20 protein-coding genes and 1 other annotated feature are annotated in these 25,134 nt (G+C 43.5%); of the genes, 16 read left to right on the forward strand and 4 right to left on the reverse strand.

The window, feature by feature from the left end; all coding sequences use genetic code 11:
• Positions 1 to 218 precede the first annotated feature (218 nt).
• The 4 genes from MHI51_RS06500 (at position 219) to rplT (ending at position 2,887) form a co-directional block, all read left to right on the forward strand.
• Positions 219 to 1,457 carry a glycosyltransferase family 2 protein gene (locus MHI51_RS06500; RefSeq protein ID WP_036679513.1) on the forward strand — a complete coding sequence of 413 codons (1,239 nt, stop codon included), beginning with the start codon at positions 219 to 221 and terminating at the stop codon, positions 1,455 to 1,457.
• A 78-nt stretch (positions 1,458 to 1,535) separates the two neighbouring features.
• Positions 1,536 to 1,680: a sequence feature (ribosomal protein L20 leader region), on the forward strand.
• 57 nt (positions 1,681 to 1,737) lie between these two features.
• Positions 1,738 to 2,235 carry a translation initiation factor IF-3 gene (infC, locus tag MHI51_RS06505; RefSeq protein ID WP_036679510.1) on the forward strand — a complete coding sequence of 166 codons (498 nt, stop codon included), beginning with the start codon at positions 1,738 to 1,740 and terminating at the stop codon, positions 2,233 to 2,235.
• Positions 2,236 to 2,295: 60 nt separating this feature from the next.
• A complete protein-coding gene (rpmI, locus tag MHI51_RS06510; RefSeq protein WP_036679507.1) occupies positions 2,296 to 2,496 on the forward strand; it encodes a 50S ribosomal protein L35 in 201 nt (66 codons plus the stop codon).
• 31 nt (positions 2,497 to 2,527) lie between these two features.
• Positions 2,528 to 2,887, forward strand: a complete 360-nt coding sequence (gene rplT / locus MHI51_RS06515) for a 50S ribosomal protein L20 (RefSeq protein ID WP_036679505.1) — start codon at positions 2,528 to 2,530, stop codon at positions 2,885 to 2,887.
• Between the two features lie 129 nt (positions 2,888 to 3,016).
• Here rplT and MHI51_RS06520 read toward each other — a convergent pair whose 3' ends face one another.
• A complete protein-coding gene (locus MHI51_RS06520) occupies positions 3,017 to 3,559 on the reverse strand; it encodes an acyl-CoA thioesterase (RefSeq protein ID WP_051491073.1) in 543 nt (180 codons plus the stop codon).
• 309 nt (positions 3,560 to 3,868) lie between these two features.
• Here MHI51_RS06520 and MHI51_RS06525 point away from each other — a divergent pair, with 309 nt between their 5' ends.
• The 5 genes from MHI51_RS06525 to MHI51_RS06545 all read left to right on the forward strand — a co-directional run bounded on the left by MHI51_RS06525 (position 3,869) and on the right by MHI51_RS06545 (position 9,173).
• Positions 3,869 to 4,918: a BMP family protein gene (locus tag MHI51_RS06525; RefSeq protein WP_076107271.1), complete on the forward strand. Its 1,050-nt coding sequence runs from the start codon at positions 3,869 to 3,871 to the stop codon at positions 4,916 to 4,918.
• Between the two features lie 179 nt (positions 4,919 to 5,097).
• The gene (locus MHI51_RS06530) at positions 5,098 to 6,636 is read left to right on the forward strand and encodes an ABC transporter ATP-binding protein (protein ID WP_036679500.1); all 1,539 of its coding nucleotides are present in this window, start codon (positions 5,098 to 5,100) and stop codon (positions 6,634 to 6,636) included.
• Positions 6,629 to 7,702: an ABC transporter permease gene (locus tag MHI51_RS06535; RefSeq protein WP_076107269.1), complete on the forward strand. Its 1,074-nt coding sequence runs from the start codon at positions 6,629 to 6,631 to the stop codon at positions 7,700 to 7,702. Before MHI51_RS06530 ends, MHI51_RS06535 begins: the two co-directional genes overlap by 8 nt.
• Entirely contained in the window at positions 7,703 to 8,659 is a 957-nt protein-coding gene (locus MHI51_RS06540) for an ABC transporter permease (RefSeq protein ID WP_036679496.1), read from the forward strand. It begins immediately after the preceding gene.
• Positions 8,660 to 8,843: 184 nt separating this feature from the next.
• Entirely contained in the window at positions 8,844 to 9,173 is a 330-nt protein-coding gene (locus MHI51_RS06545; RefSeq protein WP_076128060.1) for a hypothetical protein, read from the forward strand.
• Between the two features lie 22 nt (positions 9,174 to 9,195).
• Here the strand turns inward: MHI51_RS06545 and MHI51_RS06550 are convergent, their stop codons facing one another.
• A complete protein-coding gene (locus tag MHI51_RS06550) occupies positions 9,196 to 9,642 on the reverse strand; it encodes an N-acetyltransferase (RefSeq protein ID WP_036679492.1) in 447 nt (148 codons plus the stop codon).
• 591 nt (positions 9,643 to 10,233) lie between these two features.
• Here MHI51_RS06550 and ilvB point away from each other — a divergent pair.
• From ilvB to MHI51_RS06575, 5 genes are all read left to right on the forward strand, one after another.
• Positions 10,234 to 11,976, forward strand: a complete 1,743-nt coding sequence (gene ilvB, locus MHI51_RS06555; RefSeq protein ID WP_036679490.1) for a biosynthetic-type acetolactate synthase large subunit — start codon at positions 10,234 to 10,236, stop codon at positions 11,974 to 11,976.
• Positions 11,973 to 12,461, forward strand: a complete 489-nt coding sequence (ilvN, locus tag MHI51_RS06560; RefSeq protein WP_170914191.1) for an acetolactate synthase small subunit — start codon at positions 11,973 to 11,975, stop codon at positions 12,459 to 12,461. The genes ilvB and ilvN overlap by 4 nt, the downstream gene beginning before the upstream one ends.
• A gap of 177 nt (positions 12,462 to 12,638) precedes the next feature.
• Positions 12,639 to 13,631, forward strand: a complete 993-nt coding sequence (gene ilvC, locus MHI51_RS06565; protein ID WP_036679485.1) for a ketol-acid reductoisomerase — start codon at positions 12,639 to 12,641, stop codon at positions 13,629 to 13,631.
• A gap of 102 nt (positions 13,632 to 13,733) precedes the next feature.
• Positions 13,734 to 15,275, forward strand: coding sequence for a 2-isopropylmalate synthase (locus tag MHI51_RS06570; RefSeq protein WP_038569217.1), 1,542 nt, complete (start codon positions 13,734 to 13,736; stop codon positions 15,273 to 15,275).
• A 287-nt stretch (positions 15,276 to 15,562) separates the two neighbouring features.
• Positions 15,563 to 19,537 carry a collagen binding domain-containing protein gene (locus MHI51_RS06575; protein ID WP_405173698.1) on the forward strand — a complete coding sequence of 1,325 codons (3,975 nt, stop codon included), beginning with the start codon at positions 15,563 to 15,565 and terminating at the stop codon, positions 19,535 to 19,537.
• A 67-nt stretch (positions 19,538 to 19,604) separates the two neighbouring features.
• On the opposite strand, the gene MHI51_RS06580 is transcribed toward MHI51_RS06575, so the two are convergent.
• Both MHI51_RS06580 and MHI51_RS06585 read right to left on the reverse strand, forming a co-directional pair.
• Positions 19,605 to 20,750, reverse strand: a complete 1,146-nt coding sequence (locus tag MHI51_RS06580) for a response regulator (protein WP_081398187.1) — start codon at positions 20,748 to 20,750, stop codon at positions 19,605 to 19,607.
• Between the two features lie 83 nt (positions 20,751 to 20,833).
• Complete coding sequence (locus MHI51_RS06585) at positions 20,834 to 23,932, reverse strand: ATP-binding protein (RefSeq protein ID WP_076218522.1); 3,099 nt, start codon at positions 23,930 to 23,932, stop codon at positions 20,834 to 20,836.
• A 103-nt stretch (positions 23,933 to 24,035) separates the two neighbouring features.
• Between MHI51_RS06585 and MHI51_RS06590 the strand changes: the two genes are divergently transcribed.
• Positions 24,036 to 24,617 carry an RNA polymerase sigma factor gene (locus tag MHI51_RS06590; protein WP_076125482.1) on the forward strand — a complete coding sequence of 194 codons (582 nt, stop codon included), beginning with the start codon at positions 24,036 to 24,038 and terminating at the stop codon, positions 24,615 to 24,617.
• The gene (locus MHI51_RS06595) at positions 24,614 to 25,066 is read left to right on the forward strand and encodes an anti-sigma factor (RefSeq protein WP_038569222.1); all 453 of its coding nucleotides are present in this window, start codon (positions 24,614 to 24,616) and stop codon (positions 25,064 to 25,066) included. Before MHI51_RS06590 ends, MHI51_RS06595 begins: the two co-directional genes overlap by 4 nt.
• The last annotated feature ends 68 nt before the right edge of the window (positions 25,067 to 25,134 follow it).

The following is a 25,134-nucleotide window of genomic DNA, read 5'->3' on the forward strand; positions in this document are numbered from 1 at the left end:
TAAACCTGTTTAAAAGGGTAAGAGATAAATAAGGATTCAAAAAAAGGAATCCATAGAATTCTTTTAAACAGCATATATAAAAATTGTGAAGTCTGCCGAGAATAAGAATACTCTTGGTCTATTGTTAAGGGATGCAACAAAAGGGTCAGAAAGAACGTCAAGCAAGCTAGAGAGAAAAAAAGAACACCAAGAGTGAAAAAAGGGGGCATCAAAAGGTCATGACAGACGCACTGTTTGTTACGCTCCAAGTGATCTTGGCAGCAATCGCAGTCTATCAGTTTACGTTTTCATTATTCGGACTGCACAGGAAAAAGAAAAAAACGCAGTATAAGCCGGAAAAATCTTTTGCCGTACTTGTTGCCGCACATAACGAGGAAGAAGTTGTCGGCGCATTAATGGAGAATCTGAAGCAGCTTAATTATCCATCAGAACTGTACGATGTATTTGTAATTTGTGACAATTGTACAGACGGTACAGCTCGCATCGTTAGAGAACACGGCATGAACGCCTGTGTCCGCACCAATGCAAATCTGAGAGGTAAAGGCTACGCAATAGAATGGATGCTTAAAGAGCTGTGGGCTATGCCGCGGCAATATGATGCTGTTGTCATGTTCGATGCTGATAACTTGGCGCATACCGAGTTCCTGATGGAGATGAATAATGATCTTTGTTCAGGTGCACGGGTAATCCAAGGTTATATCGACACCAAGAATCCAGAGGATTCCTGGATTACAGCTGCTTATGGTATTTCGTACTGGTATATTAACCGTTTGTGGCAACTTTCACGCCATAATTTAAATATGGCTAACTTCCTTGGCGGAACCGGAATGTGTTTTGAGACCACACTTCTTAAAGAAATGGGCTGGGGAGCTACAAGTTTGGTCGAGGACTTGGAGTTTACGATGCGTAGTGCAGCACATGGTGTATATCCTAAGTTCAATTATGATGCAAAGGTATTTGATGAGAAGCCGTTAACCTTCAAGGCCTCCTCAAGACAGCGTCTGCGTTGGATGCAGGGGCACTTCACTGTTGCTCGCCGTTATTTTTTCCCATTGCTTTGGCAAAGTATTAAAGAACGCAGCTTAACGAAGTTTGACCTCGCGCTTTATGGAGCGAATGTATATATTGTATTGCTCACTTTTTTAATGACGGCGGTAATGTGGGTGGATATGGCGTTCTTTAACGGACCGAATATCGCTAACATTTACGGCAGCTTGCCGATCTGGCTCAGCTTCCTGGCTATTGGCGCCAATCTGGTGACTTTTGGTATTGCGATGGCATTGGAGAAGGTTACGTTCAAGAAAGTATATGCTTATCTTGTATTCTTCCCGATCTACTTGATCTCGTGGTATCCGATTACGTTCTATGCGTTCTTCACGCAGAACAATAAGCAATGGAGCCATACCAAGCATACTCGCGTAGTACGACTTGAAGAAGTACAAAGTAAGCAGGTATAAAATTCACGAAATTTCTGCATAAAAGGATTGACACCCCAAATAGTGTGGTGTATAGTATTCAAGTACGCAAATCATAGGGATTGCAAGAAGAAGCACCTGCTTCTCACCTGACTGGCATATTCGCCGGCTGGTTTTGATCTCAATGCTTTATGAATGTTAATGTTCATGAACGTTGATCAAACACGGGGTGTCGGGTGTTACCGGCACCCCTTTTTTATGGAGTTACGTGAGAATAGTTGTTAAAAAGATCCGGAGGTGGAGAGTTATCAGTAAGGAACATATGATCAATGATGAAATTCGGGCCAAAGAGGTACGGTTGGTTGGTGCGGAAGGTGAGCAAATCGGAATTAAACCGATCCGCGAAGCGCTGCAAATGGCGATCGATCTTAATCTGGATCTAGTCAATGTAGCACCACAGGCTAAGCCGCCGGTATGCCGCATCATGGATTACGGCAAGTTCCGTTATGAAACGCAGAAGAAAGAGAAGGAAGCGCGTAAAAACCAGAAGGTCGTTGATATCAAGGAAGTCTGGTTCCGTGCTAACATTGAGGAACATGATTATCAAACTAAGTTCCGCAATGTGATCAAGTTCTTGGGTGAGGGCGATAAAGTGAAGTGCTCCGTACGTTTCCGCGGACGTGAGATTACACACGCGAATATCGGCCAAAAAATCCTCGAACGAGTGAAGAACGAAGTGGCTGATATATCTGTTGTTGAGCGCCAGCCAAAGCTGGAAGGCCGCAGCATGATTATGATTTTGGCTCCTAAAGCTCAATAAATCTGGAGTCACTTGCTTATCTGCAATTTGGCGCCGCATAATATTCAAGGAGGAAACACCATGCCTAAGATGAAAACACACAGCAGCCTGAAAGGCCGCTTCAAAATTACCGGAACTGGTAAAGTAACACGTTACAAAGCTCACAAAAACCACTTGCTGTCCCACAAATCTAAACGCGCTAAGCGCGTTCTGAACGGAAATCCAGTAATGGCCCCTGGGGATGTAAGACGTTTGAAACAAGGATTGGCTAACTTGAAATAGTTTATTACACATTTTTGGGAGGTTTATTAATATGGCAAGAGTTAAGGGCGGATTTGTAGTTCGTCGTAAACATAAAAAAGTGTTGAAATTGGCAAAAGGTTATTTCGGTTCTAAACACCGTATTTTTAAAACAGCTAAAGAACAAGTAATGAAATCGATGGTTTACGCTTACCGCGACCGTCGTCAAACTAAACGTAACTTCCGCAGACTGTGGATCGTTCGTATTAATGCAGCAGCTCGTTTGAACGGTCTTTCTTACAGCAAGCTTGTATACGGCCTGAAATTGGCTGGTGTAGAAGTTAACCGTAAAATGCTGGCTGATCTGGCTGTAAATGATCTTAACGCATTCAACTCCTTGGCTGGTATTGCTAAAGAGAAAATCAACGCGTAAGTGTTGTAATATAACCGAAAAGCACCGCCTGCGGGTTGCCCATGCAGCGGTGCTTTTTTGTGCGGTAAGATAGGGATGAAGCAGCGTTGACATTCCCTACATAAAAGAAAAAGCTCTGCATCTGCAGAGCTATTCCCAGTACTTTATGGTGTTTAATTGAGCGGCGAGTTTTTTGCTGATATTGCGGCGAACTTTCCGTAGCTCGGAACGTTCATTAGCAGATTCGTTGATCAGCTTCTCTTCGTCTGTCTCTGGGATGATAGCTGGGACCGGAGTAGGCGTGCCATCCTCTTCGACTGCGACAAAGGTTAGGAATGAAGTAGCAGCGACAGCGCGCTCTCCAGTATATAGATTTTCTGAAATGATCTTCACAAACACCTCTATGCTTGTCCGTCCGGTCCAGGAGACGAAGGATTCAAAGCATACGGAGTCAGTAGGGCGAATGGGTCTCAAGAAGTCTACAGAGTCTGTAGAGGCTGTGACGACGTTAGTTCGACAATGGCGCATAGCTGAAATGGAGGCTACTTCATCAATGCCGCTCATAAGCTTGCCACCGAATAATGTTTTGTGATTATTGACATCATTAGGGAAAACGCGTCCGGTTTTGAAGACACGGGATTCACGGCAATATTTGAAGGCCGGTGTTGTTTGTGGATTTATTTCTTCGGTCATGATCTGATAACTTCCTTTCAGTGCAATTACTAAGGAATCATAATAATAGAAAACACTTAAGTGTGCAATAATATTTGTAATGTGTTGGAATACTATACAGAGTAAAATCAGGGTTTCTGACATTAACCGGACATAACTGTAACATGCTATGTCATGGAAAGCGGTTACTTGCTAAAAAGTGCAAATTATTATTGACCTGAGGTCATTTATGCACTGGATTTTAGATTTTATTGCAGTTATAATTTGAACTAATGGAATGTCCAAGCAGAACACAGAAGACATCCAATATTTTAAGGGGGATTACATTCAATGAAAAAAGGTTTAAAGCTATCTCTTGCAATGTTGCTGTCTCTTACAGTCGTTTTGACAGGCTGTGGAAACAACAATAACAACGCCGCTAAAGGTGAAACTAATGCAGGAACCAATGCAGGAACAAACGCACCTAAATCCGATTTCAAATTTGGTATGGTTACTGACATTGGTGGTGTAAACGATAAATCGTTTAACCAATCCGCATGGGAAGCATTGCAAGCTCTTGAAAAAGAAACAGGTAGTGGCGTTAAGTACTTGCAAAGTAAATCAAATGCTGACTATGAGCCAAACCTTAACTCCTTCGTTAAAGATGGATACAACTTGACTTGGGGTATTGGTTTTGATCTTGGCGACGCAATTAAAAAAGTAGCTACTGAGAACCCAAATGCTAACTTGGCTATCATTGATAGCGTAGTTGAAGCTCCTAACGTAGCTTCCGTTACTTTCTCCGAAAATGAAGGTTCCTTCTTGGTTGGTGTGGTTGCTGGTCTGACTACAAAAACTAACAAAGTTGCATTCATCGGCGGTCTGGAAAGCCCTGTAATCAAACGTTTTGAAGCTGGCTTTAAAGCTGGTGTAGCAGCAGTTAACCCTTCAGCTAAAGTAACACCTACTTATGCCGGTGGTTATGACAAACCAGACGTTGGTAAATCTCTTGCGGCTACATTGTATAACGACGGAAACGACATTATCTTCCCTGCTGCTGGACAAACAGGAAATGGCGTATTCAACGAAGCTAAAGCTCGTAACAAAGCAGGCGGTACTAAAGTATGGGTTATTGGTGTAGATAAAGACCAATCCATCGAGTTTGGTACTGACGTTACTTTGACTTCCATGATCAAACGTGTAGACGAAGCTGTTCTTAAAGTTTCTAAAGAAGTAATTGACGGTACGTTCAAGGGTGGTACTACAACCGTTCTTGGTCTGAAAGATAATGGTGTAGGTATTTCTGATACTAAGGACAACGTTTCTGAAGAGATCCTGGCTAAAGTTGAAGAATACAAAAAACAAATCATTGATGGAACAATCACTGTTCCTTCCGAGTAATAGTTAGTCTCCATTTATTGCAATACAATAAGGATCAAAGAATAAGGCCGGTGTTGTGCTGGCCTTATTCCTTGTTAAAGCACTGGTTATGATAAGAGGAACATAGATATACCGCCTTACAAAGGGCGGTACATCCGTGTCTATAAGGTAGTTATATATTCTGTGATGAGGGTGATTCCATGAGTGCTGCGGCTCCTGTCGTAGAGTTGAAGCAAATCACAAAACGCTTTCCCGGTATTGTTGCTAACGATTCCATTAGCTTGACGCTTAAAAAGGGTGAAATCCTTGCATTGCTTGGTGAGAATGGTGCAGGCAAGTCCACTTTGATGAACATTGTATTTGGATTGTATCAACCGGATGAAGGCAGTATTGAAATCGACGGGAAACCGGTTATTATTGATAACCCCAATAAAGCTATTGAGCTTGGTATTGGTATGGTTCATCAGCATTTCAAGCTTGTGGAGCCTTTTACGGTGACCGAGAATATTGTTCTTGGGATGGAGCCGAAAAAAGGTCTTAAAATTGACTATAAATCCGCTGCGGAACAGGTTCGGAAGCTATCGGAGCAATATGGCCTGCAAGTGAATCCAAATGCCGTTATTCATGACATTTCGGTAGGTATGCAGCAAAGGGTAGAAATTATGAAGACCCTGTACCGTGGAGCGGATATTCTCATATTTGATGAGCCGACCGCAGTACTTACGCCTCAAGAAATTACGGAACTCATGGCGATTATGAAGCGGCTTGTTGCAGAGGGAAAATCCATTATTTTGATCACGCATAAGCTTAAAGAAATCATGCAAATATCTGATCGGGTCACCATTATTAGACGTGGGAAAGTAATTGATACTGTGAATACCGCAGAGACCAATCCTAATGAGCTAGCTGAAAAAATGGTTGGGCGTGGCGTAACTTTTAAAGTGGACAAGAAAGCTCCTGAGGTTGGCCAATCTGTACTCAAACTGAAGGATGTCAGCAGTAAGAGTAAAGACGGGGTCTCCGTACTGGATGGTCTTAGCTTTGAAGTTAAAGCAGGGGAAATTCTCGGGATTGCTGGCGTAGATGGCAATGGACAAAGTGAGTTGATCCAGGCCATTACAGGTCTGCGCAAAATTGATTCGGGTTCGATAACCGTTTCTGGCAATGAAATTGCTAATTTATCACCGCGGAAGGTTTCAGAGATGAATGTCTCTCATATTCCTGAGGACCGCCACAAGCATGGATTAGTGCTTGATTTCACCATGAGTGAGAATATGGTTTTGGAAACCTATTATAAGAGTCCTTACAACAAAAATGGCTTTTTGCAAAATGATGTCATTGATAAGTACGCAGCGAAGCTTATAGAGCAATTTGATGTACGTACACCTTCAATAGAGACCAAAGCCCGTTCTTTATCCGGCGGAAATCAACAGAAAGCGATTATTGCGCGGGAAATAGATAAAAATCCGACATTGTTAATTGCCGCACAACCTACGCGCGGTTTAGATGTTGGGGCTATCGAATTTGTTCAGAAGCAACTCATAGCTCAGCGTGATCAAGGAAAGGCTGTTCTACTTATTTCCTTTGAATTGGACGAGATTATGAACGTCTCTGACAGAATCGCTGTTATCTATGAAGGGAAAATTGTCGGTGAAGTGTTCCCGCAAGATACGAATGATCAGGAACTGGGTCTTATGATGGCAGGCAGCTTGCAGCGGGGAGGTAAGGCAGTTGAATAAGTTCAAAAAAATCTTCACAACTGACAGCTACATCGTTCCTCTGGTTGCCATCGTGCTTGGTTTTCTTGTGGGAGCAATAGTTATGCTTCTGGGCGGTTATGATCCGATAACTGCTTACTCCGCACTGTTCAAACGGGTGTTTGGTAATTTGTATAACTTTGGTGAAGCTGTGCGCGAAATGACACCATTAATGCTTACAGGGCTAGCCGTAGCTTTCGCATTCCGTTCAGGGATGTTTAATATCGGGGCAGATGGCCAAGTAATGATTGGTATGACAGCGGCAACAGTGGTGGGTATTAAGATGGCAGGTCTGCCATCCTTCCTGCTTGTCCCGCTTGCTGTAATTATTGCGGGTGTCTGTGGTGGTTTATGGGCAGGGATTGCCGGTTATTTGAAAGCAAAACGTGGGATTAACGAAGTTATTACCACAATCATGTTAAACTGGATTGCTCTTTACCTGTCGAATTATATCGTTAGAAACTTTTTGTTGCTTCCAGGACAAAATCGTTCCGAGGATATTCCGGCCTCGCTTTCCATGACCTTTTTGAATTCGATATTTGATAATGCACGTCTACACTGGGGTACAGCTATTGCTCTTGCTGCAGCGGTATTCTTCTATGTGTACTTATGGAAGACCAAGCAGGGCTACGAAATGCGTGCAGTTGGTTACAATCCACATGCTGCCGAATATGCAGGGATGAATGTTGGACGTAACGTTATGAAGGCAATGTTCATAAGTGGTGTATTCGCCGGTCTGGCCGGAGCAGGAGAGGTGCTTGGTGTATTCCATTATCAAGCTATTTTCGCGGCATCGCCAGGATATGGATTTGATGGTATCGCTGTTGCTCTTCTTGGTTTAACACATCCACTTGGTGTTATTCTGGCTGCGATTCTCTACGGTACGCTGACTTATGGTTCTGCGGGTATGAGTTTTGCTGCAGATGTTCCACCAGAGCTTATTCGTATCGTTATTGGTTCAATCATATTCTTTATTGCGGCACAAGGGATTGTGCGCTGGGTGCTTAAGCCCTTTTACTTCAAGCGCAAGAAAGAGAAGGTGTTATAGATGGATCTGCAGACGTTAGGTCAACTGCTTAATACAACGCTTGTTTTTTCCACAGCGCTCATTTTTGCCTCACTTGGCGGCATCTTCTCTGAACGTTCCGGTGTCGTAAACATTGGACTTGAAGGTTTGATGATGTTTGGTGCCTTTGCGGCAGCAGTAGGCGGTTATTATGCTCAGGACGCTGGAATGGGCGAATGGGCTCCTTGGGTTGGTGTACTCTGTGCTATAGCTGTTGGTGTGCTAGGCTCACTAATTCATGCGGTTGCATCTATAACCTTTAAATCTGATCAGACGATTAGTGGTACGGTTATTAACTTTTTAGCTGCAGGAAGCACGCTCTATATGGTAAAGCTCCTGTTTGATGGATCTGCTGAAACTCCGATCATTGATGGGTTTAGCAAGGTTGCAATTCCTGGGCTCTCCAAAATCCCAGTGATTGGTGAAGGGATTTTTAATTCCTATCCTACAACTTATCTGGCCATAATACTGGTCATCGTTATTTATTTGGTTCTGTTTAAGACGCCATTTGGATTGCGTTTGCGTGCAGTAGGTGAGCATCCAAGTGCTGCAGATACACTGGGTGTAAAAGTTAATCGGATGAGATATATCGGTGTAATGTTGAGTGGATTGATGGCGGGTATTGGTGGAGCTACAATCACTTTAACAACAACCGGAACCTTTGGACATAATACAATCTCTGGTCAAGGTTTTATCGCCATTGCAGCGATGATCTTTGGGAAATGGAATCCACTTGGTGCCTTTGGTGCAGCGGTATTCTTCGGATTCTCCCAAGCGATCCGCAACTATGTTCAATTGTATGAGTGGTCACAAAATATTCCTCAAGAGTTTATCTTTATGATCCCTTATGTACTGACTATCATCGTGCTGGTAGGGGCTGTAGGCCGATCCTCTGCTCCTAAGGCATTAGGACAGCCATACGATCCTGGTAAGCGATAGAAATGTAACTTTTCAAAGCCGTATTTCCGGTCTTTTCCCGGAAATACGGCTTTTTTATTAGGATCAGCAAGGATAAACATTGAGGCAGGAGGGCAAGTGTACAGGCGAAGGTCCTTTCCATCGAATAGACTGTTTTGTAGATGATGCAAATGAGAGGCGTACAAAACATTTAGGAGGGGATCATATGACTAAGCCAGTTACGAAGAAGCAGGTTATGAGACTCGTGGGTAAGCAGATCATTGCAGTAAAAAAGGACGGTACTCAGGTGACAGGGAAACTGCTTCGTGTATCCGGAAATCGTCTGATATTACAACGCGTAAGTGGTAAAAAAGTACAAACCAAAGCAATCATTCCTTTAGTGTTGTTTGATTTGCTAGCTATTGGTACAGCACCTTATGCTTTTGGTGGTGGCTATGGCGGTGGAGCTCCTTATGGCGGAGGTCCTGGCTATGGTAATCCTTATGGAGGTTACGGGTACGGAGGCACACCCTATCCACCTTTCGGATTCTTTTAAGTTCAGTTGAAATTCGATTTAACTAGATGAACCTTTTCTCCAATTCGTAACAGAAGCTTAGGGATTGATAACGGGCTACGCTGTAGCCCAATTTTTGATAAAAGGCAAGAGCTGCTGTGTTTCCTAAATCGACGGATACCTTAGCCCGATGACATCCGCGTGATAGTGCAAATCGTTCTGCTCGATCCATGAGCATATTCCCCAAGTGTTTGCGCCGTGCTGCGGGTGCTATGGCTAACATATCGATATAAAGTAAATCACCATGCAGCAGGAAATGGACAAACCCCATTGGATCACTCTCATAGTCGGGACAGGCGACTAAGGTGATACCGTGTCCCAGACGACGGGGGATATCTTTTTTGATTTTGGCAATTTCAGTCTTTGGCAAATGAGATAATGGTACAAGCTGTCGCTCGATTAAATCAAGGATAATGACGTCATCCTGCTTGGGTCGACGATAACGGATCATAGAGCGCCCCCTTTCTACGCATTGTCGTACATCATATGTCGGGAGCGTGGTGGGGGTTCCCAGCACGTAGAAGTAGGAGTTGTGACAATATTAAAAATAAGGGTATTGACTTATCCATGTTAGGAATCATATAATGTGTCTAAACATTTTATCGAACATACATGTATCGGCAATGATGAGGACGAAGTTTTAAGGGCTCTTTTGCTCAGAGAGTGTGAGGATCTGCTGCAACCTCCACCGAAATCCCTTATATACGAGCTCACCTCGGAGCTGTTTTCCTGAAAGGTCCACTGGCTAGAGTGGTGGAATTATTAGGGGAAATCGTTTAGTCCGCGTTAGGGACTTCAGGTTACAGAGATTAGGGCCCTTGCCTACATCGATGGATTTTTGTATACCTGATAAGGCGTTGCATCGCGAGATGTAATGCAAACATGGGTGGTACCACGGAAGATCAACCTTTCGTCCCTCACGCGCTAATACTGTGCGTGGGAGGCGAAAGGTTTTTTTGTTTTATAAGGAACCATTTGCTGATGTATAAAGGACGGTCCGTCATTTGCATAATGAATGTTAAATATCGGAGGAGGAATACTGATGAGCGCGCAAATACCGGAATTACGGTCTACTGAGCAGTTAAAAGAAAAATGGATGGAGCCGGAGGTCATTTCCGGTTCCGAGATATTACTCCGCAGCCTTGTATTAGAAGGTGTAGACACTGTATTCGGATATCCGGGTGGAGCTGTACTGTACATCTATGATGCATTGTACGGTTTTACGGATTTCAATCACGTGTTAACACGTCATGAGCAAGGTGCTATTCATGCAGCTGACGGTTACGCTAGAGCAAGTGGCAAACCAGGGGTATGTATAGCTACCTCAGGTCCCGGAGCAACGAATCTTGTAACAGGTATTGCTACAGCATATATGGACTCCACTCCATTGGTTGTAATCACAGGTAACGTATTCTCCAGCCTGATCGGTACAGATGCTTTCCAGGAAGCAGACATTACCGGGATAACGATGCCAATCACTAAGCATAGCTACTTTGTAAGAGATGTTGAGGATCTCCCCCGTGTTATACATGAAGCTTTTCATGTGGCGAATACCGGTCGTAAAGGTCCAGTGTTGATCGATATTCCGAAAGACGTGTCAGCAGCGAAGACGTTGTTCACACCAGTGAAAACAGTGAATCTTCGGGGCTACAATCCTTGTACAGTTCCAAACAAACTGCAGCTTGATAAATTGGTTCGTGCGATTGCGGTTGCTGAACGTCCGATCATCATTGCAGGTGGTGGAGTTATTTACTCCGGAGCACATGAAGCTATGTTCGAATTCGTGAAACGGACAGAGATTCCAATTACTACAACCTTGCTGGGTCTCGGAGCTTTCCCTAGTGCAGAAGAACTTTGGATGGGAATGCCGGGTATGCATGGTACGTATACCGCGAATAATGCGATCCAACAGTGCGATTTGCTCATTAATATCGGTGCACGTTTTGATGACCGTGTTACTGGCAGACTGGACGGCTTCGCGCCAAAAGCCAAAATCGTGCATATCGATATCGATCCTGCAGAAATCGGGAAAAATGTATCGCCTGATATTCCGATTGTAGGCGATGTGAAAACGGTATTGGAAATGCTGAATCCTGAGGTTGGCCGCGCATCTAATGCTGATGCTTGGAGAACACAGATTGCTCAGTGGAAGCTAGATCAGCCGCTTCGGTATAAGGATTCAGAAACAGAGCTTAAACCACAATGGGTGATTGAAATGATCAATGACACCACTAAAGGTGAAGCGATTGTTACAACGGATGTTGGTCAGCATCAAATGTGGGCTGCACAATACTATAAGTTCAATCATCCGCGTTCATGGATTACTTCAGGCGGTCTTGGAACGATGGGCTTCGGATTCCCGTCAGCTATCGGTGCACAGATGGCACATCCTGAACGGTTGGTAGTATCGATTAATGGTGATGGCGGCATGCAAATGTGTTCCCAAGAGCTAGCGATATGTGCGATTAACAATATACCAGTCAAAATTGTAGTAATTAACAATCAGGTGCTTGGCATGGTTCGCCAATGGCAGAATCTTATCTATGATAAACGTTACAGCTTTACAGACCTCGCAGGCAGTCCGGACTTCGTTAAGCTGGCTGAGGCCTATGGTGTAAAAGGTCTACGGGCGACGAATAAGGAAGAAGCACGTGATGCATGGCAGAAAGCACTGGAAACACCGGGTCCAGTATTGGTAGAATTCGTTGTTCCAAAAGACGAGAATGTCTACCCGATGGTAACTCAAGGTTCAACCATCGATCATATGCTGATGGGGGATGAATAACAGTGACAAGACATACGATTTCTGTACTCGTAAATGACCAGCCGGGTGTGCTTCAACGGGTGTCGGGTTTGTTCGGTCGCCGCGGATTTAATATTGAGAGTATAACGGTTGGCCAGTCTGAAGAGGTTGGATTGTCCCGGATGGTTATCGTTACTCTTGGAGACCAGCATACGCTTGAACAAATCGAGAAGCAGCTCTACAAGTTAATTGATGTAATTAAAGTCGTTGATCTTGGATCTAAGCCCATGGTTGCTCGTGAGCTGGCTCTGATTAAAGTGAATGCTGATCCAAGTGAGCGTCCGGAAATTATGGGCGTTGTAGAAACCTTCCGGGCTTCAGTTGTTGATATTGGTAGCACTACATTGTTAGTACAGGTAGTTGGAGATACAGTGAAGATTGATGCGATGATCGAGCTTTTGAAACCTTATGGAATCAGAGAACTGTCTCGCACGGGTATTACGGCTATGGTACGCGGTAACTCTTAAATATTTTATTTTGCGACTTTAACGGATTACTGCTTGATTGCATTAATCTGATATGATATGAATGAACTTCCCGCTAAAGAGCGGGAGCTTGAGGAGCAGCTAGATCTTCTATGATTCCAGTTCTCTTGAAGCACCCGCTCTTTATGATGGGTCTCAAATTAAAGGAGGATATTGACAATGGCAGTTACAACGTACTATGAACAGGATGCAGAACTTAGTGTATTAAAAGGAAAGACAATTGCGGTAATCGGGTACGGTAGCCAAGGACATGCCCAAGCACAAAACCTGCGTGACAGTGGTCTTCAAGTTGTCATCGGTCTTCGTGAAGGTAAATCTTTTGAAACTGCGAAAAATGACGGTTTTGAAGTATTGCCAGTAGCTGAAGCAGTATCCCGTGCAGATGTTGTGCAAATCCTAATGCCAGATGAAACACAGGCTTCGGTATATAAAAATGAAGTAGAACCAAACCTTAAAAAAGGCGCAGCTTTGATGTTCTCCCACGGCTTTAACGTACACTTTGGACAAATCGTTGCTCCTAAAGATGCAGACGTGCTGCTTGTAGCACCAAAATCTCCAGGTCACATGGTTCGTCGTACTTATGTTGAAGGCTTTGGCGTTCCTGGCTTGATTGCTATCGAACAAGATGCAACTGGAAAAGCTAAAGAAATCGGTCTTGCTTATGCAAAAGGTATCGGCTGTACACGCGCAGGGGTTATCGAAACTTCCTTCCGTGAAGAAACCGAAACTGACTTGTTCGGTGAACAAGCTGTACTTTGCGGTGGTGTATCCGCACTGATCAAAGCTGGCTTCGAAACATTGACAGAAGCAGGATATGCTCCTGAGATGGCTTACTTCGAATGTCTGCACGAATTGAAGCTGATCGTTGACATGGTATACGAAGGCGGATTGTCCAGCATGCGCGATTCTATCAGTAACACTGCTGAGTACGGTGACTATGTAACTGGACCACGTATTGTAACTGAAGATACTAAAAAAGCTATGAAAGCTGTTCTGACAGATATTCAAGAAGGTAAATTCGCTCGTGACTTTATCCTTGAGAACCAATCCGGACGTGCTTTCCTTACCGCTACTCGCCGCAACGAAGCTGCTCACCCAGTAGAAGTTGTAGGTAGCCAATTGCGTGAAATGATGCACTGGATTAAGAAATAATCATAATCATACTTATGATTAAATAGTATTACCTTCAAATGCGGCCGTGACTTTGCGAGCCGCATTTGAGAGTTTCAGCACAATTTTTGGGAGGTGCTTAGCATGCGGAAAATTTATGTGTTCGATACGACACTGCGAGATGGAGAGCAGTCACCAGGTGTGAACCTCAACACGCGTGAGAAAGTGGAGATCGCTTACCAGTTAGAGAAGCTGGGAATTGATCGCATGGAAGCGGGTTTTCCTGCAGCTTCTCCAGGTGATCTAGCTTCTGTTAATGCGGTGGCAAGAGCTGTGAAGAACGTCACGGTAATCGGCCTTTCTCGTTCTAGAGAGACAGATATTGATGCTGTAAAAGAAGCACTACAGGGAGCGCAGGACCCTTGTATTCATATTTTTCTGGCTACATCTCCTATTCACCGCCAGCATAAGCTACGGATGGATAAGGCTCAGGTGCTGGAAACTGCACAGTCTGCTATCCGATACGCTAAAAAATATTTCCCTAAGCTCGAGTTTTCATTAGAAGACGCGGGCCGTACGGAGTATGATTTCATGGCTGAAATGGTCGGCATGGCTATCCGGGAAGGCGCTAATGTTGTTAATATCCCGGATACTGTAGGTTATTTGAATCCTTCGGAGTACGGAGCTATCTTTAAATATCTAAAAGAGAATGTGCCTGATATTGAACGCGTACAGCTTAGTGCCCATTGTCATAACGATCTTGGTATGGCTACAGCAAATACGCTGGCTGCGATTCAGAATGGTGCAGATCAGATCGAAGGAACGATCAACGGTATCGGTGAACGTGCCGGGAACACAGCGATTGAAGAAGTTGCGCTAGCGCTTGAGACACGGGCTGAATTTTTTGGTGCAAAAACATCGCTTACGTTATCTGAGATCTCTCGCACAAGCCGTCTGGTCAGCAAGCTTACAGGTATGGTGGTTCCAGGGAATAAAGCGATTGTAGGAGCTAACGCATTTGCTCATGAATCGGGTATTCACCAGGACGGGATGCTAAAAGAGAAAACTACCTACGAGATCATGACACCGGAGACTATTGGACTTAAAGAGAGCAAGCTGGTACTCGGCAAACACTCTGGACGGCACGCTTTCCGCGATAAGTTGAGTGATCTTGGGTATGATTTGTCCGAAGAAGAGCTGAACACCGCTTTTTCTAGATTTAAGGATTTGGCAGATAAGAAAAAAGAAGTATCAGATGAAGACATTTTGGCTTTGATTGAAGAGAAATTAATTGATACGCCAGAAGTCTTTAAGCTGCAAACGATGTTCGTTACTTATGGTAATGAAGCTGTTCCAACCGCCAAGGTTATTATTGCGGGTCCGGAAGACCAGCCGATTGTAGCTGAGGCCGAAGGTAATGGTTCAGTAGATGCCATCTACAATGCTATTGATAAAGCCACGAATGAGGAAGTTACCCTTGGAGATTATTCGATTAAATCGGTCTCCCGTGGTAAAGATGCGCAGGGTGAGGTTCATGTGGTGCTTTCGCAGGGAGAAGTAGCTGCACAAGGCCGTGGACTTAGCACCGATATTCTAGAAGCAAGTGCCCGCGCTTATATTGATGCGCTGAACAAGCTTCTGGAGAAGCGTAAGACTTACACCAAACGTGATCACGCTAGTCTATAAGATGTACAATGTTATTTTTATTTTCCACTAAGTAGTAAATACGACAGGGATATGCGAGTTATTGCGCATATCCCTGTTTTTTTTTGCAATAAAAAGATCTCCAAGACTGCAATAGGACGCTGTTCAGATTATGTATAGATGGACTATTTACAATAGTTGTTAGGTTGCAAATTTATATCATGAGAAAGCGTCAAGGAGGTTAATGCGGGGGAGTAGAGTACGGGATTCAAAGGATAAAGCTTAGGAAAAGCACGATAAACGGAGTGACAAAGGAGGCATTTTTAATAATGTTATCAAAAAAGAAAATTAGCGCATTGCTCGTAGTATTCTTGCTTGTGACGCAATGGGCTTACAGCTTTGGCTTTGGAGTCAATTCGCAGGCATATGCGAGTGGCAACGGTACTGTAATTGGAGATGACCTCATTACTAGTGTTACGCTTGCTGTATACACCGATGATAAATACACAAATACGGTTACAGAAAGTGTATATGAACTTGATTCCTATTCGGAATTGAACTATACATGGTCACTTCCAGATGGGCATGGATATAAGGATGGGTCCACCTATACCTTTGATCTTCCAACACAGTTTGAACTTTATAACGATCTGAATGGTGATCTTATTTTTGACGATGAGCCTGTAGGGACTTATACCGTCGACAAAAATACTAACCGCGTTGTATTTACATTTAATGCTTATATCGAAACCCACGATAAAGTGGGAGGGACTTTCTCCGTTAGGTCGCTTTTGAGCTCCAAGAAAATTACAGGCTCCACGAAGCAAACCCTGATTTTCCCGATACAAGGCGGTACTCAGACCATTGAGCTTAATTTTAAGCCGAAGGTTAGCTCTACTATAGAAAAAGACGGTTCGCCTAAACCGCAGTATTATAACCCAACAAGCATCGCTTGGACGGTTGATGTGAATAAGGCACTGGAAAGCGTAAAAAATGCAGTGGTCACAGACACACTCCCTGCGGGATTATCACTGAATACGGTATCTATTGCTGTTTATGAGCTTGATGTGAAGGTCGATGGGACTGTGAGTCTTGGCAATCTAGTGGACAGCAGCAAGTATGATGTGACAGGATCCACTTTGGGAGAGTTAAAGCTGAAATTTGCGGATAACCCGCTTACTAAAGCTTACCGGATTGGCTTCTCTACGGATATTACTGGTACTGGTGTAGATGCGAAAACCTTTTTGAATGAGGCAGTCTTAACAGGAGATAACGGATTTTCTAAAAAGGCTAGCACTACAGTTACAGTAGGACGTGGCAAACCACTATCGAAAGAGTCCACCAATTACGATGCAGCGAATCAGGTGATTTCCTGGGCTGTTAATTTCAATTACAATGAAAAAACAATTTTAGCGGCAAATGCTATTTTGAAGGATACATTCAATAACACTCAAGATCTAATTCTCAACTCGGTTAAAGTTTATCCTGTAACGATCGACAGTAATGGCAACGGGGTTAAAGGCGCGGAAATCGCTTCAAGCGAATATACAATAACTCCAACAACTGCAACGGGATTAAATGGTTTTGATCTGAAATTTAACAATGATATAAATTCTGCCTACCGTATTGAATATCAGACAAAGGCAAACGGCAGAGTATTTGTTGATGGTCAGATTACGAACAAGATTACTTATGATGGAAAAACAGAAACGGGTTACAGTGATATCAAGCAGCAAATTCTCCATAAAAATTATAGTAACGTTAATTATGCGACTAAGACCCTCGATTGGACTATCCAAATTAACGATGACAGCAAGACTATGGAAAATCTAGTGGTGACAGATACTTTTGGCAATGCTGGATTAAAGCTTGTCCCGGGTACATTAAAGGTTCAACCAACTAAAGGTGGAACTGCTACCGTCCATAGTGTTGTTTACAATGCGCATGATCCGGTTGCAGTAAACGATGGATTTGTGATTACTTTTAATGCGCCGATAAATGAGCCTTACACAATTACTTATACAACAAGCTTTAACTATGATTGGCTGGCTCCGGGCAAAACTCAATTCACTAATACAGGTGCACTCGATTGGAAAGAAACGGTTAATGGGGTGCAGGAGTCTAAGCATAAAGAAGCGACCGTAACCTTTAATCCAAGAGATGAGGTTAAAAACAATGGGAAGAAGAGTGGTTCCTACAATGCTGTAACTAAGGAAATCACTTGGAACATTGGGGCTAATTATAATCAGAAAACGTTAATCCAAGCTCAACTGGTTGATACCATTTCAGCTGGCCAAGTTGTAAATATGGATTCTGTGAAAGTGAATAAATGGGAGTATGGAAAGGATGGAAATCCTTCTCCTCAAGCTAGTGTGAATTCCGCGGACTATAAAGTGGAGCTGGATGGCAGTGAGCTGAAGGTGACATTTAATAAAACGATTAATTATGCGTTCTACGTCACTTTCAAAACAACGTTCGCGGATCAAGCGATTGATTCAAATGAAATTAAAAATACAGCTACGTTATATGACGGTGCGAAAGTAGAGTCCGCTAAACTGCAAGCTTCTGTTAATATCCCTCAGGGCGGGGAATACGTTAACAAAGAAGGTGCGCAGGATGGCAATAAAATTCATTGGACGGTTTACATCAACCGTAACCAATCTTTTGTAAAAGAAGCGGTAATTACGGATATTCCAAGCGATAATCAAATCCTGCTGTCCAATACATTCCATGTCTACAAAACGAAAGTTGCAAGCAATGGGGATGTAACATCGACCAACCAAGAATTGGTGAGTGGTACAGATTATAAGCTGGAAATCACTACGGATAATGACGGAAAAGAAAGCTTTAAGCTTAGTTTCCTGAAGGATATTTCCGAAGCTTATATTTTGAAATATGACTCCCTGATCACAGCACAAAACAATGATAAGGTAACCAATAAGGTTAGTTTCGATGGTAAAAACATCAAGGTAGTTCCAGGTGTAAGCACCGAGGAAATTATCGTTAAGCTCTCTAGCGGCTCCGGCACAGGAAGCGGCGTAAGAGGACCGTTGACGATTACCAAAGTAGAAGACGGGAATACGAGTAAGGTGTTAAGTGGGGCCGTTTTTGATCTGTATCGGGTAGTTGATGCCGATAAGATCTGGATTAAGGAAGGCACTACGGATACAAACGGGATACTTGAATTTACCAAACTAACAGGTGGGAAATATATATTAATTGAGAAAACAGCGCCTGCTGGTTATGTTCTTGATCAAACACCACATGAAGTGACTATTTCTTCGACGACAGGGATAAGCCTTGAGGTAAAAAACAAAGTTCCGACACCAACAGCAACGCCTATACCGACCGTAACGCCCGCACCAACGGTAACACCAACGCCAACGCCAACAGCAACACCAACGTCGACACCGACAGCAACACCAACGTCGACACCGACAGCAACACCAACGTCGACGCCGACAGCAACCCCAACGTCGACGCCAACAGCAACACCAACGTCGACACCGACAGCAACACCAACGTCGACACCAACAGCAACACCAACGTCGACGCCGACAGCAACACCAACGTCGACGCCGACAGCAACACCAACATCGACACCAACAGCAACACCAACGTCGACACCGACAGCAACACCAACATCGACACCAACAGCAACACCAACGTCGACACCGACAGCAACACCAACGCCGACTCCAGAGGAACCGACAGGTCCTATCTGGACACCATCACCGACACCGGAAGTAGTCGTTACTTCTACACCAACAGCAACACCAGTTGTGGTGGCAACACCTTCGCCAACACCGATGGTAACGCCAGTGTCGACGGCAACGCCAACGGTTACGCCAACAGCTACTCCAAGCCAGCCTGTGGCAACTAGTACGCCTGTTGTTCCGCAGGTAACTCCACCTGTGCAGAAAGAGATTACCAATGAAGATGTTCCTATTGAAGGTGAAATTCCACTTGGGGGAGTGCCAAGCCTGGGAGATGAGCCGGGACATGGTAAAGTGACTATTACTAAGGATGGCAAATGGGTCTACACACCTGATCCGGGCTATATTGGTAAAGATAAGTTCACCATTATTGTTACAGATGAGAATGGAAATGAAGAAGAAATCCTCATAGAGATTGATGTGGAGGAAGTACCAAAGGGTACAGTTACTGAGCCAGGAAATAACAGCAATAAACCGACTCAGCTTCCGAAAACAGGAGAAGACAGCGCGTTTCCGATCTACTTGGCTGGTGGAAGTCTGGTGCTTTTAGGGTTTGTATTAACAAGACGATTCAAACGTAATAACTAGGAAGGTAATAATAAAGACACCCGGTTTTATCCGGGTGTCTTTATTATGTCTTGATAGGGTATTTAGCTCATCGCACTCTATGGTTAAGCTGTTCCCATTGCTCGTACCAGTGCTCAACGCTGGCTGGAAGGCCAAGGTTAAGTTCCTTTTGGAACAAATCCTTGAGCAGCTTGTACTGCTCTTCCACAGCGGAACGTTCTCCAATGCTGTCGTAGACCTTCATTAATCCTAAATGCCCTTGTTCAAAATAAGGCTGTAGCTGCACTACTCGTTGATAGACAGTAACGGCCTCGGCAATTCTGTTGCTTTCTATATAAAATTGGGCTATGCCCATTGCATGGTGCAGCCAAATGGTACGAAGGCGTTGCCGCTCACTTTCAGCCCATAAATAATCATAATCGTCATAGTAATCTCCAGAATAAAGCTCGAATAAAACTTGATGCTCCGCACAATTAACTTCACTGATGGTTTCCAGAGCCAGGATACCCTGTTCCCACTTATCTACATCAATCAACATTGATCCGGTTTCAAGGGTATAGCCTTCCCCCCCGCTAAGGTTGCTGATATGCAGATCGACTTCATTCTGCTTTAAGCATTGCCGGACTTGATAAATTGTTGTATAGAGATGGGTAGAGGCCTTTTTCAGATTGAAGTCTGGCCACAGCAGCTCAATCAGCATGTCTTTACTTACGAAGCGGTTGCGATTATGGAGCAAAAAGGCAAATAACTCTTGGGCCTTAGAGGTTCTCCAACGCAGATTATTTAGAGATTGTCCGCCTCGTTCAAAACGAAGCGATTGAAGACAACGAATGGTTACCTCTTCTTTTGCAATTATGAGTTTTGGTGCAAGTGACAATCTTTCTTCTAACCGCTGGACAGCTTTCAATAGTCGGTCATTTCGCACAGGCTTCAAAATATAATCGAGCGCATTGATCTCAAAAGCCTCCACAGCATAATGGTTATACGCGGTAACGAAGATAATATTTGCATTTGGACAGGCCTCTTGGAGCATCTCCGCAGCTTGAAGACCATTAATTTCAGGCATTTCAATATCAATAAAAATAACGTCAGGATGATAAGACGGAGCCTCTTGAATGGCCTGTGAGGGGTCCGTATAGGAAGCGGCTATATGTAAAGATGGTATTTTTTTTAACATAAACTCTAATTTCACAAGGGCAAGCCGTTCATCGTCAACTAATATTGCCTGAATCATTATTAATCACCACTCAGATATAGTATTTTAGCCAAAATACGTCGAATCCTTACTTGATATTTCGGTTCACAATAGTTTGTCTGTTAATCAGAAGGTTTTCGAAGCGGATTTTTTTTGTCAGAAGGAATAATAAAACTCACAGAAGTTCCTTTCCCTTCGGAGCTTTTAATCTGCAGCCCTTTTCCGTAGACCCGCAGCAGCCGTTTATGTGTATTTAAAAATCCGATTCCTCTTGCATCATTAGACGGATTGCTGAGCAACTGCTGGAGTTGTTCGTTTTTCATGCCTTGGCCATTGTCTGATATCGTGATTTCAATATCGCCAGCTTGTTCCTTGATGGTTATGGACACCGTTCCTCCTTGGGAGCGACTCAAAATACCGTGCCGGACAGCATTTTCAACCAGTGGCTGTATAGTCAGGGGCGGCAGCTGAAAATGCAAGCTTTCCTCATAATCCCAAAGAATGGTCATCCTATCTTCAAAGCGCTCCTTTTCTATGTAGAGGTAGGCATGAACAAGCTCAAGCTCTCGTTCAATCGGTATCATAGGCTCAGCATTCAGGAAATTGAAGCTTAAACGCAAATAAGAGCTGAAGGCATCCACAAGGTGACTCATTCTATTAATATCAAAAGAAGCCAGCGCGGATATTGAATTTAATGTGTTGAACAAGAAATGTGGTTGTATTTGCGCTTGAAGATAGGCAGCTTCCACACGAAGCCGTTCGTTTACGGACTGTTTTAGATCTGTTAAGGAGCGTACACGGGCCTTCAGCTCTATTGCATTCATAGGCTTCATTACATAGTCATTTGCACCTGAAATAAAACCGGTATAAATATCTTCCGCTTGGCCTCGTGCCGTCAGAAGCAGAATGGGAAGCTCAGCAATGGTGTAACGTTCACGAATTCTATGCGCCAGCTCATACCCGGACATTTGTGGCATCATTACATCTGTAATAATTAAATCCCACTGAACGGTATCCAGCAATAGTAAAGCATCGTTTCCGCTGGTCACCGTAACGATTTCATAGTCCTTGATGGAAAGTACGTTGGTAAGTATTTTTAGATTAACCGGATCATCATCTACAGCCAGAAGCTTGGGTCTCCTTCCATGGTCTGATGAAACGATACCCGGTGCGGTTAATTTGGATAAAGTGATCATAGATGGCGTGTCTGAGAATTCAGTCATAGAGGGCAGTTCTGAACTCAATACCCGGCTGGTTGAATCGTATAATGGCATTGTGAATGTAAAGGTAGTACCTTCTCCAAGTGTAGAGACTACACTGATTTTCCCGCCGTGAAGTTCAACTAACTGCTTGCTGGTGCTTAATCCAAGCCCGATGCCACCGCTAAATTCGTTCATGCTGGAATCGCCCTGTTCATAGGGCTGGAAAGCTCTGAGCAACGTCTCCTCGTTCATGCCAAGACCCGTATCCGTAATATGAATCTGCGCCGATTTTTTATGAATATCTGCATGGATTCTTATCGTGCCTACAGTCGTATATTTAACAGCATTTTGAAGCAGATTGAACAAGATCTGAATGAGTCTTTTTTCATCAGCCACAATAGAAGGGAATGAATCTGGTATTTCTGAGATTAAGGTTAAAGATTTCCCTTCCGTTAAGAATTTGAACATATCAAGCACACCCACTGCGAAGGATTGGATCTTAAGTTCTCTGAGCTGCAATTGTATATTGCTTTCACGGAGCTGGGATTGATCCAGCAGATCGTCTACCAGAAGGGACATACGTCTTCCAACGGTAATGAGCAGTTTTAAATTCTCAGCATTTTGATGCGTTACAGTGTCACGCTCGCTGTCCAGGACAGTTTCGGCAATGTTAATGATACTGTACAGCGGATTTTTTAATTCATGTGAGGTGTTAGCCAAAAAAACATCCTTTTGCGTAACACTTCTCTGCAGGCTGTGCGCCAGTTTTTCTGTCTCCTTAGTATTCCAGTGATATCGGTTAAATCCAAAAGTCGCAAAGCACAAAAAGGCGATAATTAGATCAAAAGGATAATAGGTAACGTTAACCCAGTTATAATTCTTGAACATTCCCCAAAGTGTGCTGTTAACGATGGCAAACATAGATAACAACAGGAAAATAGAGCCTTCGTAATTTTTAACAATAGATCTCAGAAAAAGAATTACGACACCTAATGCTAAAACTAATAAATTTATGCCGAAAATCAGTGTGTGAAATTCATAATAGTGAACAACGGGTCCAAATAATATGAACAGGATGTCTATTACGGACAGGATGGTTAGGATACGAATACTTTTTATTTTTAAATCCGCGAACAAAAGATGTTTGCTTGTCTGCAGGATAAAAATAAATACAGCAATATAAGAGATAAAAAATAGCTTGAAATTCCATTGATAGTTCAAGGGAAATACGTGCAATAAAAGCCTGTCATCATCTATGAGTACGGTAGTTATAGCGGATATTACCAGTAGAAAAAAATAGATCAACATCTTTTGCCGCAGCCCAATTATATATAAAATAACAGCATATACAGCGTGCAGTATTAGAACAACACATAATAGCAACTGTAGGCTAATAGAGAGCAGTCTTTCCTGTGTTAAAGCTTTTTCGCTGCCAAATACAATCGTTTTAGAAATTCCTCCCGTTTGGGAAAAGGAATAGTTGGCTACATGGATCACAATTTCAAGTTCACTTTTATCGGTTGTAAAGGATACTGAATAAGGCAGTATGTACGGAATATAGTGTTCTTTACTCTCAGCAGGAGTGCCAGAGCTGTCCAGCCGTTCACCGTTGATATACACTTCTGAAGAGGACCGAGCTCCGGAAATTAGAAGACTATAGGATTGCTTCTTATGATTATCTGTTAGGACACGTAGCCGATAGGAGCCGTAGCCATAAGCAGATTTATCGCTATCGCTAAGGGCATCTTTCCAGTTCCCCGGGACTTGTATATATTTTGCAAGAGCAGCAGTTACAGGTTGTTCGTTGAATGAAGGAAGCAGCATACCCGGATAGAACTCCCACTGCCCATTTAAAATAAGGAGTTTGTCCTGATTCCATTGTTTATCCCGTAAATCCAACACACCATTGATCAGTGGTGGTTGTGTGGTGTGCGGAGAAATCTTTACCCATAGGATACGGAATCCAGTGAGTATAATAAGAAACAATGCGATAATTAAGAAGAGTTTTCTTTTAGTCATAGTAGTTAAACATTATTCGACAACAAACTATATATTCCTCTCTTCAGCCTATTTCAAAAAAACCAAAAAAATTTATGTATAGGTTGCAGGGGAGAACGATTGGTTGGCGTCTAACGTTATGAAGGTGAAGGAGGGGAGAAAGCTGGAAGAGGCAGAATGGATTGCTGCTGTGCTGAACGGTCAACATCAAGCCTTTGGGCATTTGGTGACACGTTACCAAGGCATGGTATACAGAGTATGCGTCAAAATCACAGGAGAAGCCGAATCGGCCAAAGATATGGCCCAGGAGGTTTTTATAAAAGCATATAAAGCGCTCCCCTCTTTCAGAGGACAATCCTCCTTCTCGACATGGCTGTATCGGATTGCCTACCGAACCTGTCTGGACTGGAAACGGGCCAACGATAGGGAGTGGAAGTACCGAAGTGCAGCTGATTACACAGAAAATGATTGGGTAACGTCTCAAACTCCGGAGCATGAGGTACTTGAGCAGGAAACATCAGCTGAATTAGGTGAGAATGTGAATAGTCTGGCGGAACCGTACCGGTCGGTCGTCCAGCTGTACTATTTTCAGCGAAATTCCTATCAAGAGATTGCAGAGCAAAAGGGAGTTTCCGTGAAAACAATCGAATCGCAGCTTTATCGAGCCAGACAGATGATGCGTAAACAAAGGGAGGAATGGCGATGAATTGTGCAATAGTGAAGGAATGGATGCCACATTATATAGACGGCCTACTGTCTCCAGAGATGGAGCTGAGTATCCGATTGCACATAGAGTCATGTCCTGATTGCGCAGAGTGGCTGGAGGAAGCCAAAGCAATGTCGGAGCTGTGGTCGGAAATGGATGCTGACAGAGAACAGTTGCAGGCGCAGATGGACTTCCCGGATCTCGCAGCAGATGTTATGACACATATTGAGCAGCTCGAAACAGGGCGCAGATCACGAGCGACTAAGGCAACCAATGTAAGACGTCGTTCTGCCCCAAAAACCTCATGGATTCATTATGGAGTGGCTGCTTGCCTCAGTTTGTTATTGTTGCAGTTTGGGGTATTTGAGAATTTGGCCTATGGCATTACCGAAATAAACGGCCATATGTCGAATTCAGTAACCCAGTGGTTTGGTGGCTTTGGGAGATAGTAATAAAATAATTGATCATCAATAGATGTATAAATTGGCTAAAGTTTTGCTACCCAAATTTTAGGAGG

The organism is Paenibacillus sp. FSL H8-0260, from assembly GCF_045040625.1.
GTDB classification, from domain to species: Bacteria; Bacillota; Bacilli; order Paenibacillales; family Paenibacillaceae; genus Paenibacillus_AQ; species Paenibacillus_AQ odorifer.

What these genes read in the sequence shown, in the direction of transcription:
- MHI51_RS06500 (WP_036679513.1), top strand. Translation starts at nt 219, where the DNA reads ATGACAGACGCACTGTTTGTTACGCTCCAAGTGATCTTGGCAGCAATC.
- infC (WP_036679510.1), top strand. Translation starts at nt 1,738, where the DNA reads ATGATCAATGATGAAATTCGGGCCAAAGAGGTACGGTTGGTTGGTGCG.
- rpmI (WP_036679507.1), top strand. Translation starts at nt 2,296, where the DNA reads ATGCCTAAGATGAAAACACACAGCAGCCTGAAAGGCCGCTTCAAAATT.
- rplT (WP_036679505.1), top strand. Translation starts at nt 2,528, where the DNA reads ATGGCAAGAGTTAAGGGCGGATTTGTAGTTCGTCGTAAACATAAAAAA.
- MHI51_RS06520 (WP_051491073.1), bottom strand. Translation starts at nt 3,559, where the DNA reads ATGACCGAAGAAATAAATCCACAAACAACACCGGCCTTCAAATATTGC.
- MHI51_RS06525 (WP_076107271.1), top strand. Translation starts at nt 3,869, where the DNA reads ATGAAAAAAGGTTTAAAGCTATCTCTTGCAATGTTGCTGTCTCTTACA.
- MHI51_RS06530 (WP_036679500.1), top strand. Translation starts at nt 5,098, where the DNA reads ATGAGTGCTGCGGCTCCTGTCGTAGAGTTGAAGCAAATCACAAAACGC.
- MHI51_RS06540 (WP_036679496.1), top strand. Translation starts at nt 7,703, where the DNA reads ATGGATCTGCAGACGTTAGGTCAACTGCTTAATACAACGCTTGTTTTT.
- MHI51_RS06545 (WP_076128060.1), top strand. Translation starts at nt 8,844, where the DNA reads ATGACTAAGCCAGTTACGAAGAAGCAGGTTATGAGACTCGTGGGTAAG.
- MHI51_RS06550 (WP_036679492.1), bottom strand. Translation starts at nt 9,642, where the DNA reads ATGATCCGTTATCGTCGACCCAAGCAGGATGACGTCATTATCCTTGAT.
- ilvB (WP_036679490.1), top strand. Translation starts at nt 10,234, where the DNA reads ATGAGCGCGCAAATACCGGAATTACGGTCTACTGAGCAGTTAAAAGAA.
- ilvC (WP_036679485.1), top strand. Translation starts at nt 12,639, where the DNA reads ATGGCAGTTACAACGTACTATGAACAGGATGCAGAACTTAGTGTATTA.
- MHI51_RS06570 (WP_038569217.1), top strand. Translation starts at nt 13,734, where the DNA reads ATGCGGAAAATTTATGTGTTCGATACGACACTGCGAGATGGAGAGCAG.
- MHI51_RS06575 (WP_405173698.1), top strand. Translation starts at nt 15,563, where the DNA reads ATGTTATCAAAAAAGAAAATTAGCGCATTGCTCGTAGTATTCTTGCTT.
- MHI51_RS06580 (WP_081398187.1), bottom strand. Translation starts at nt 20,750, where the DNA reads ATGATTCAGGCAATATTAGTTGACGATGAACGGCTTGCCCTTGTGAAA.
- MHI51_RS06585 (WP_076218522.1), bottom strand. Translation starts at nt 23,932, where the DNA reads ATGACTAAAAGAAAACTCTTCTTAATTATCGCATTGTTTCTTATTATA.
- MHI51_RS06595 (WP_038569222.1), top strand. Translation starts at nt 24,614, where the DNA reads ATGAATTGTGCAATAGTGAAGGAATGGATGCCACATTATATAGACGGC.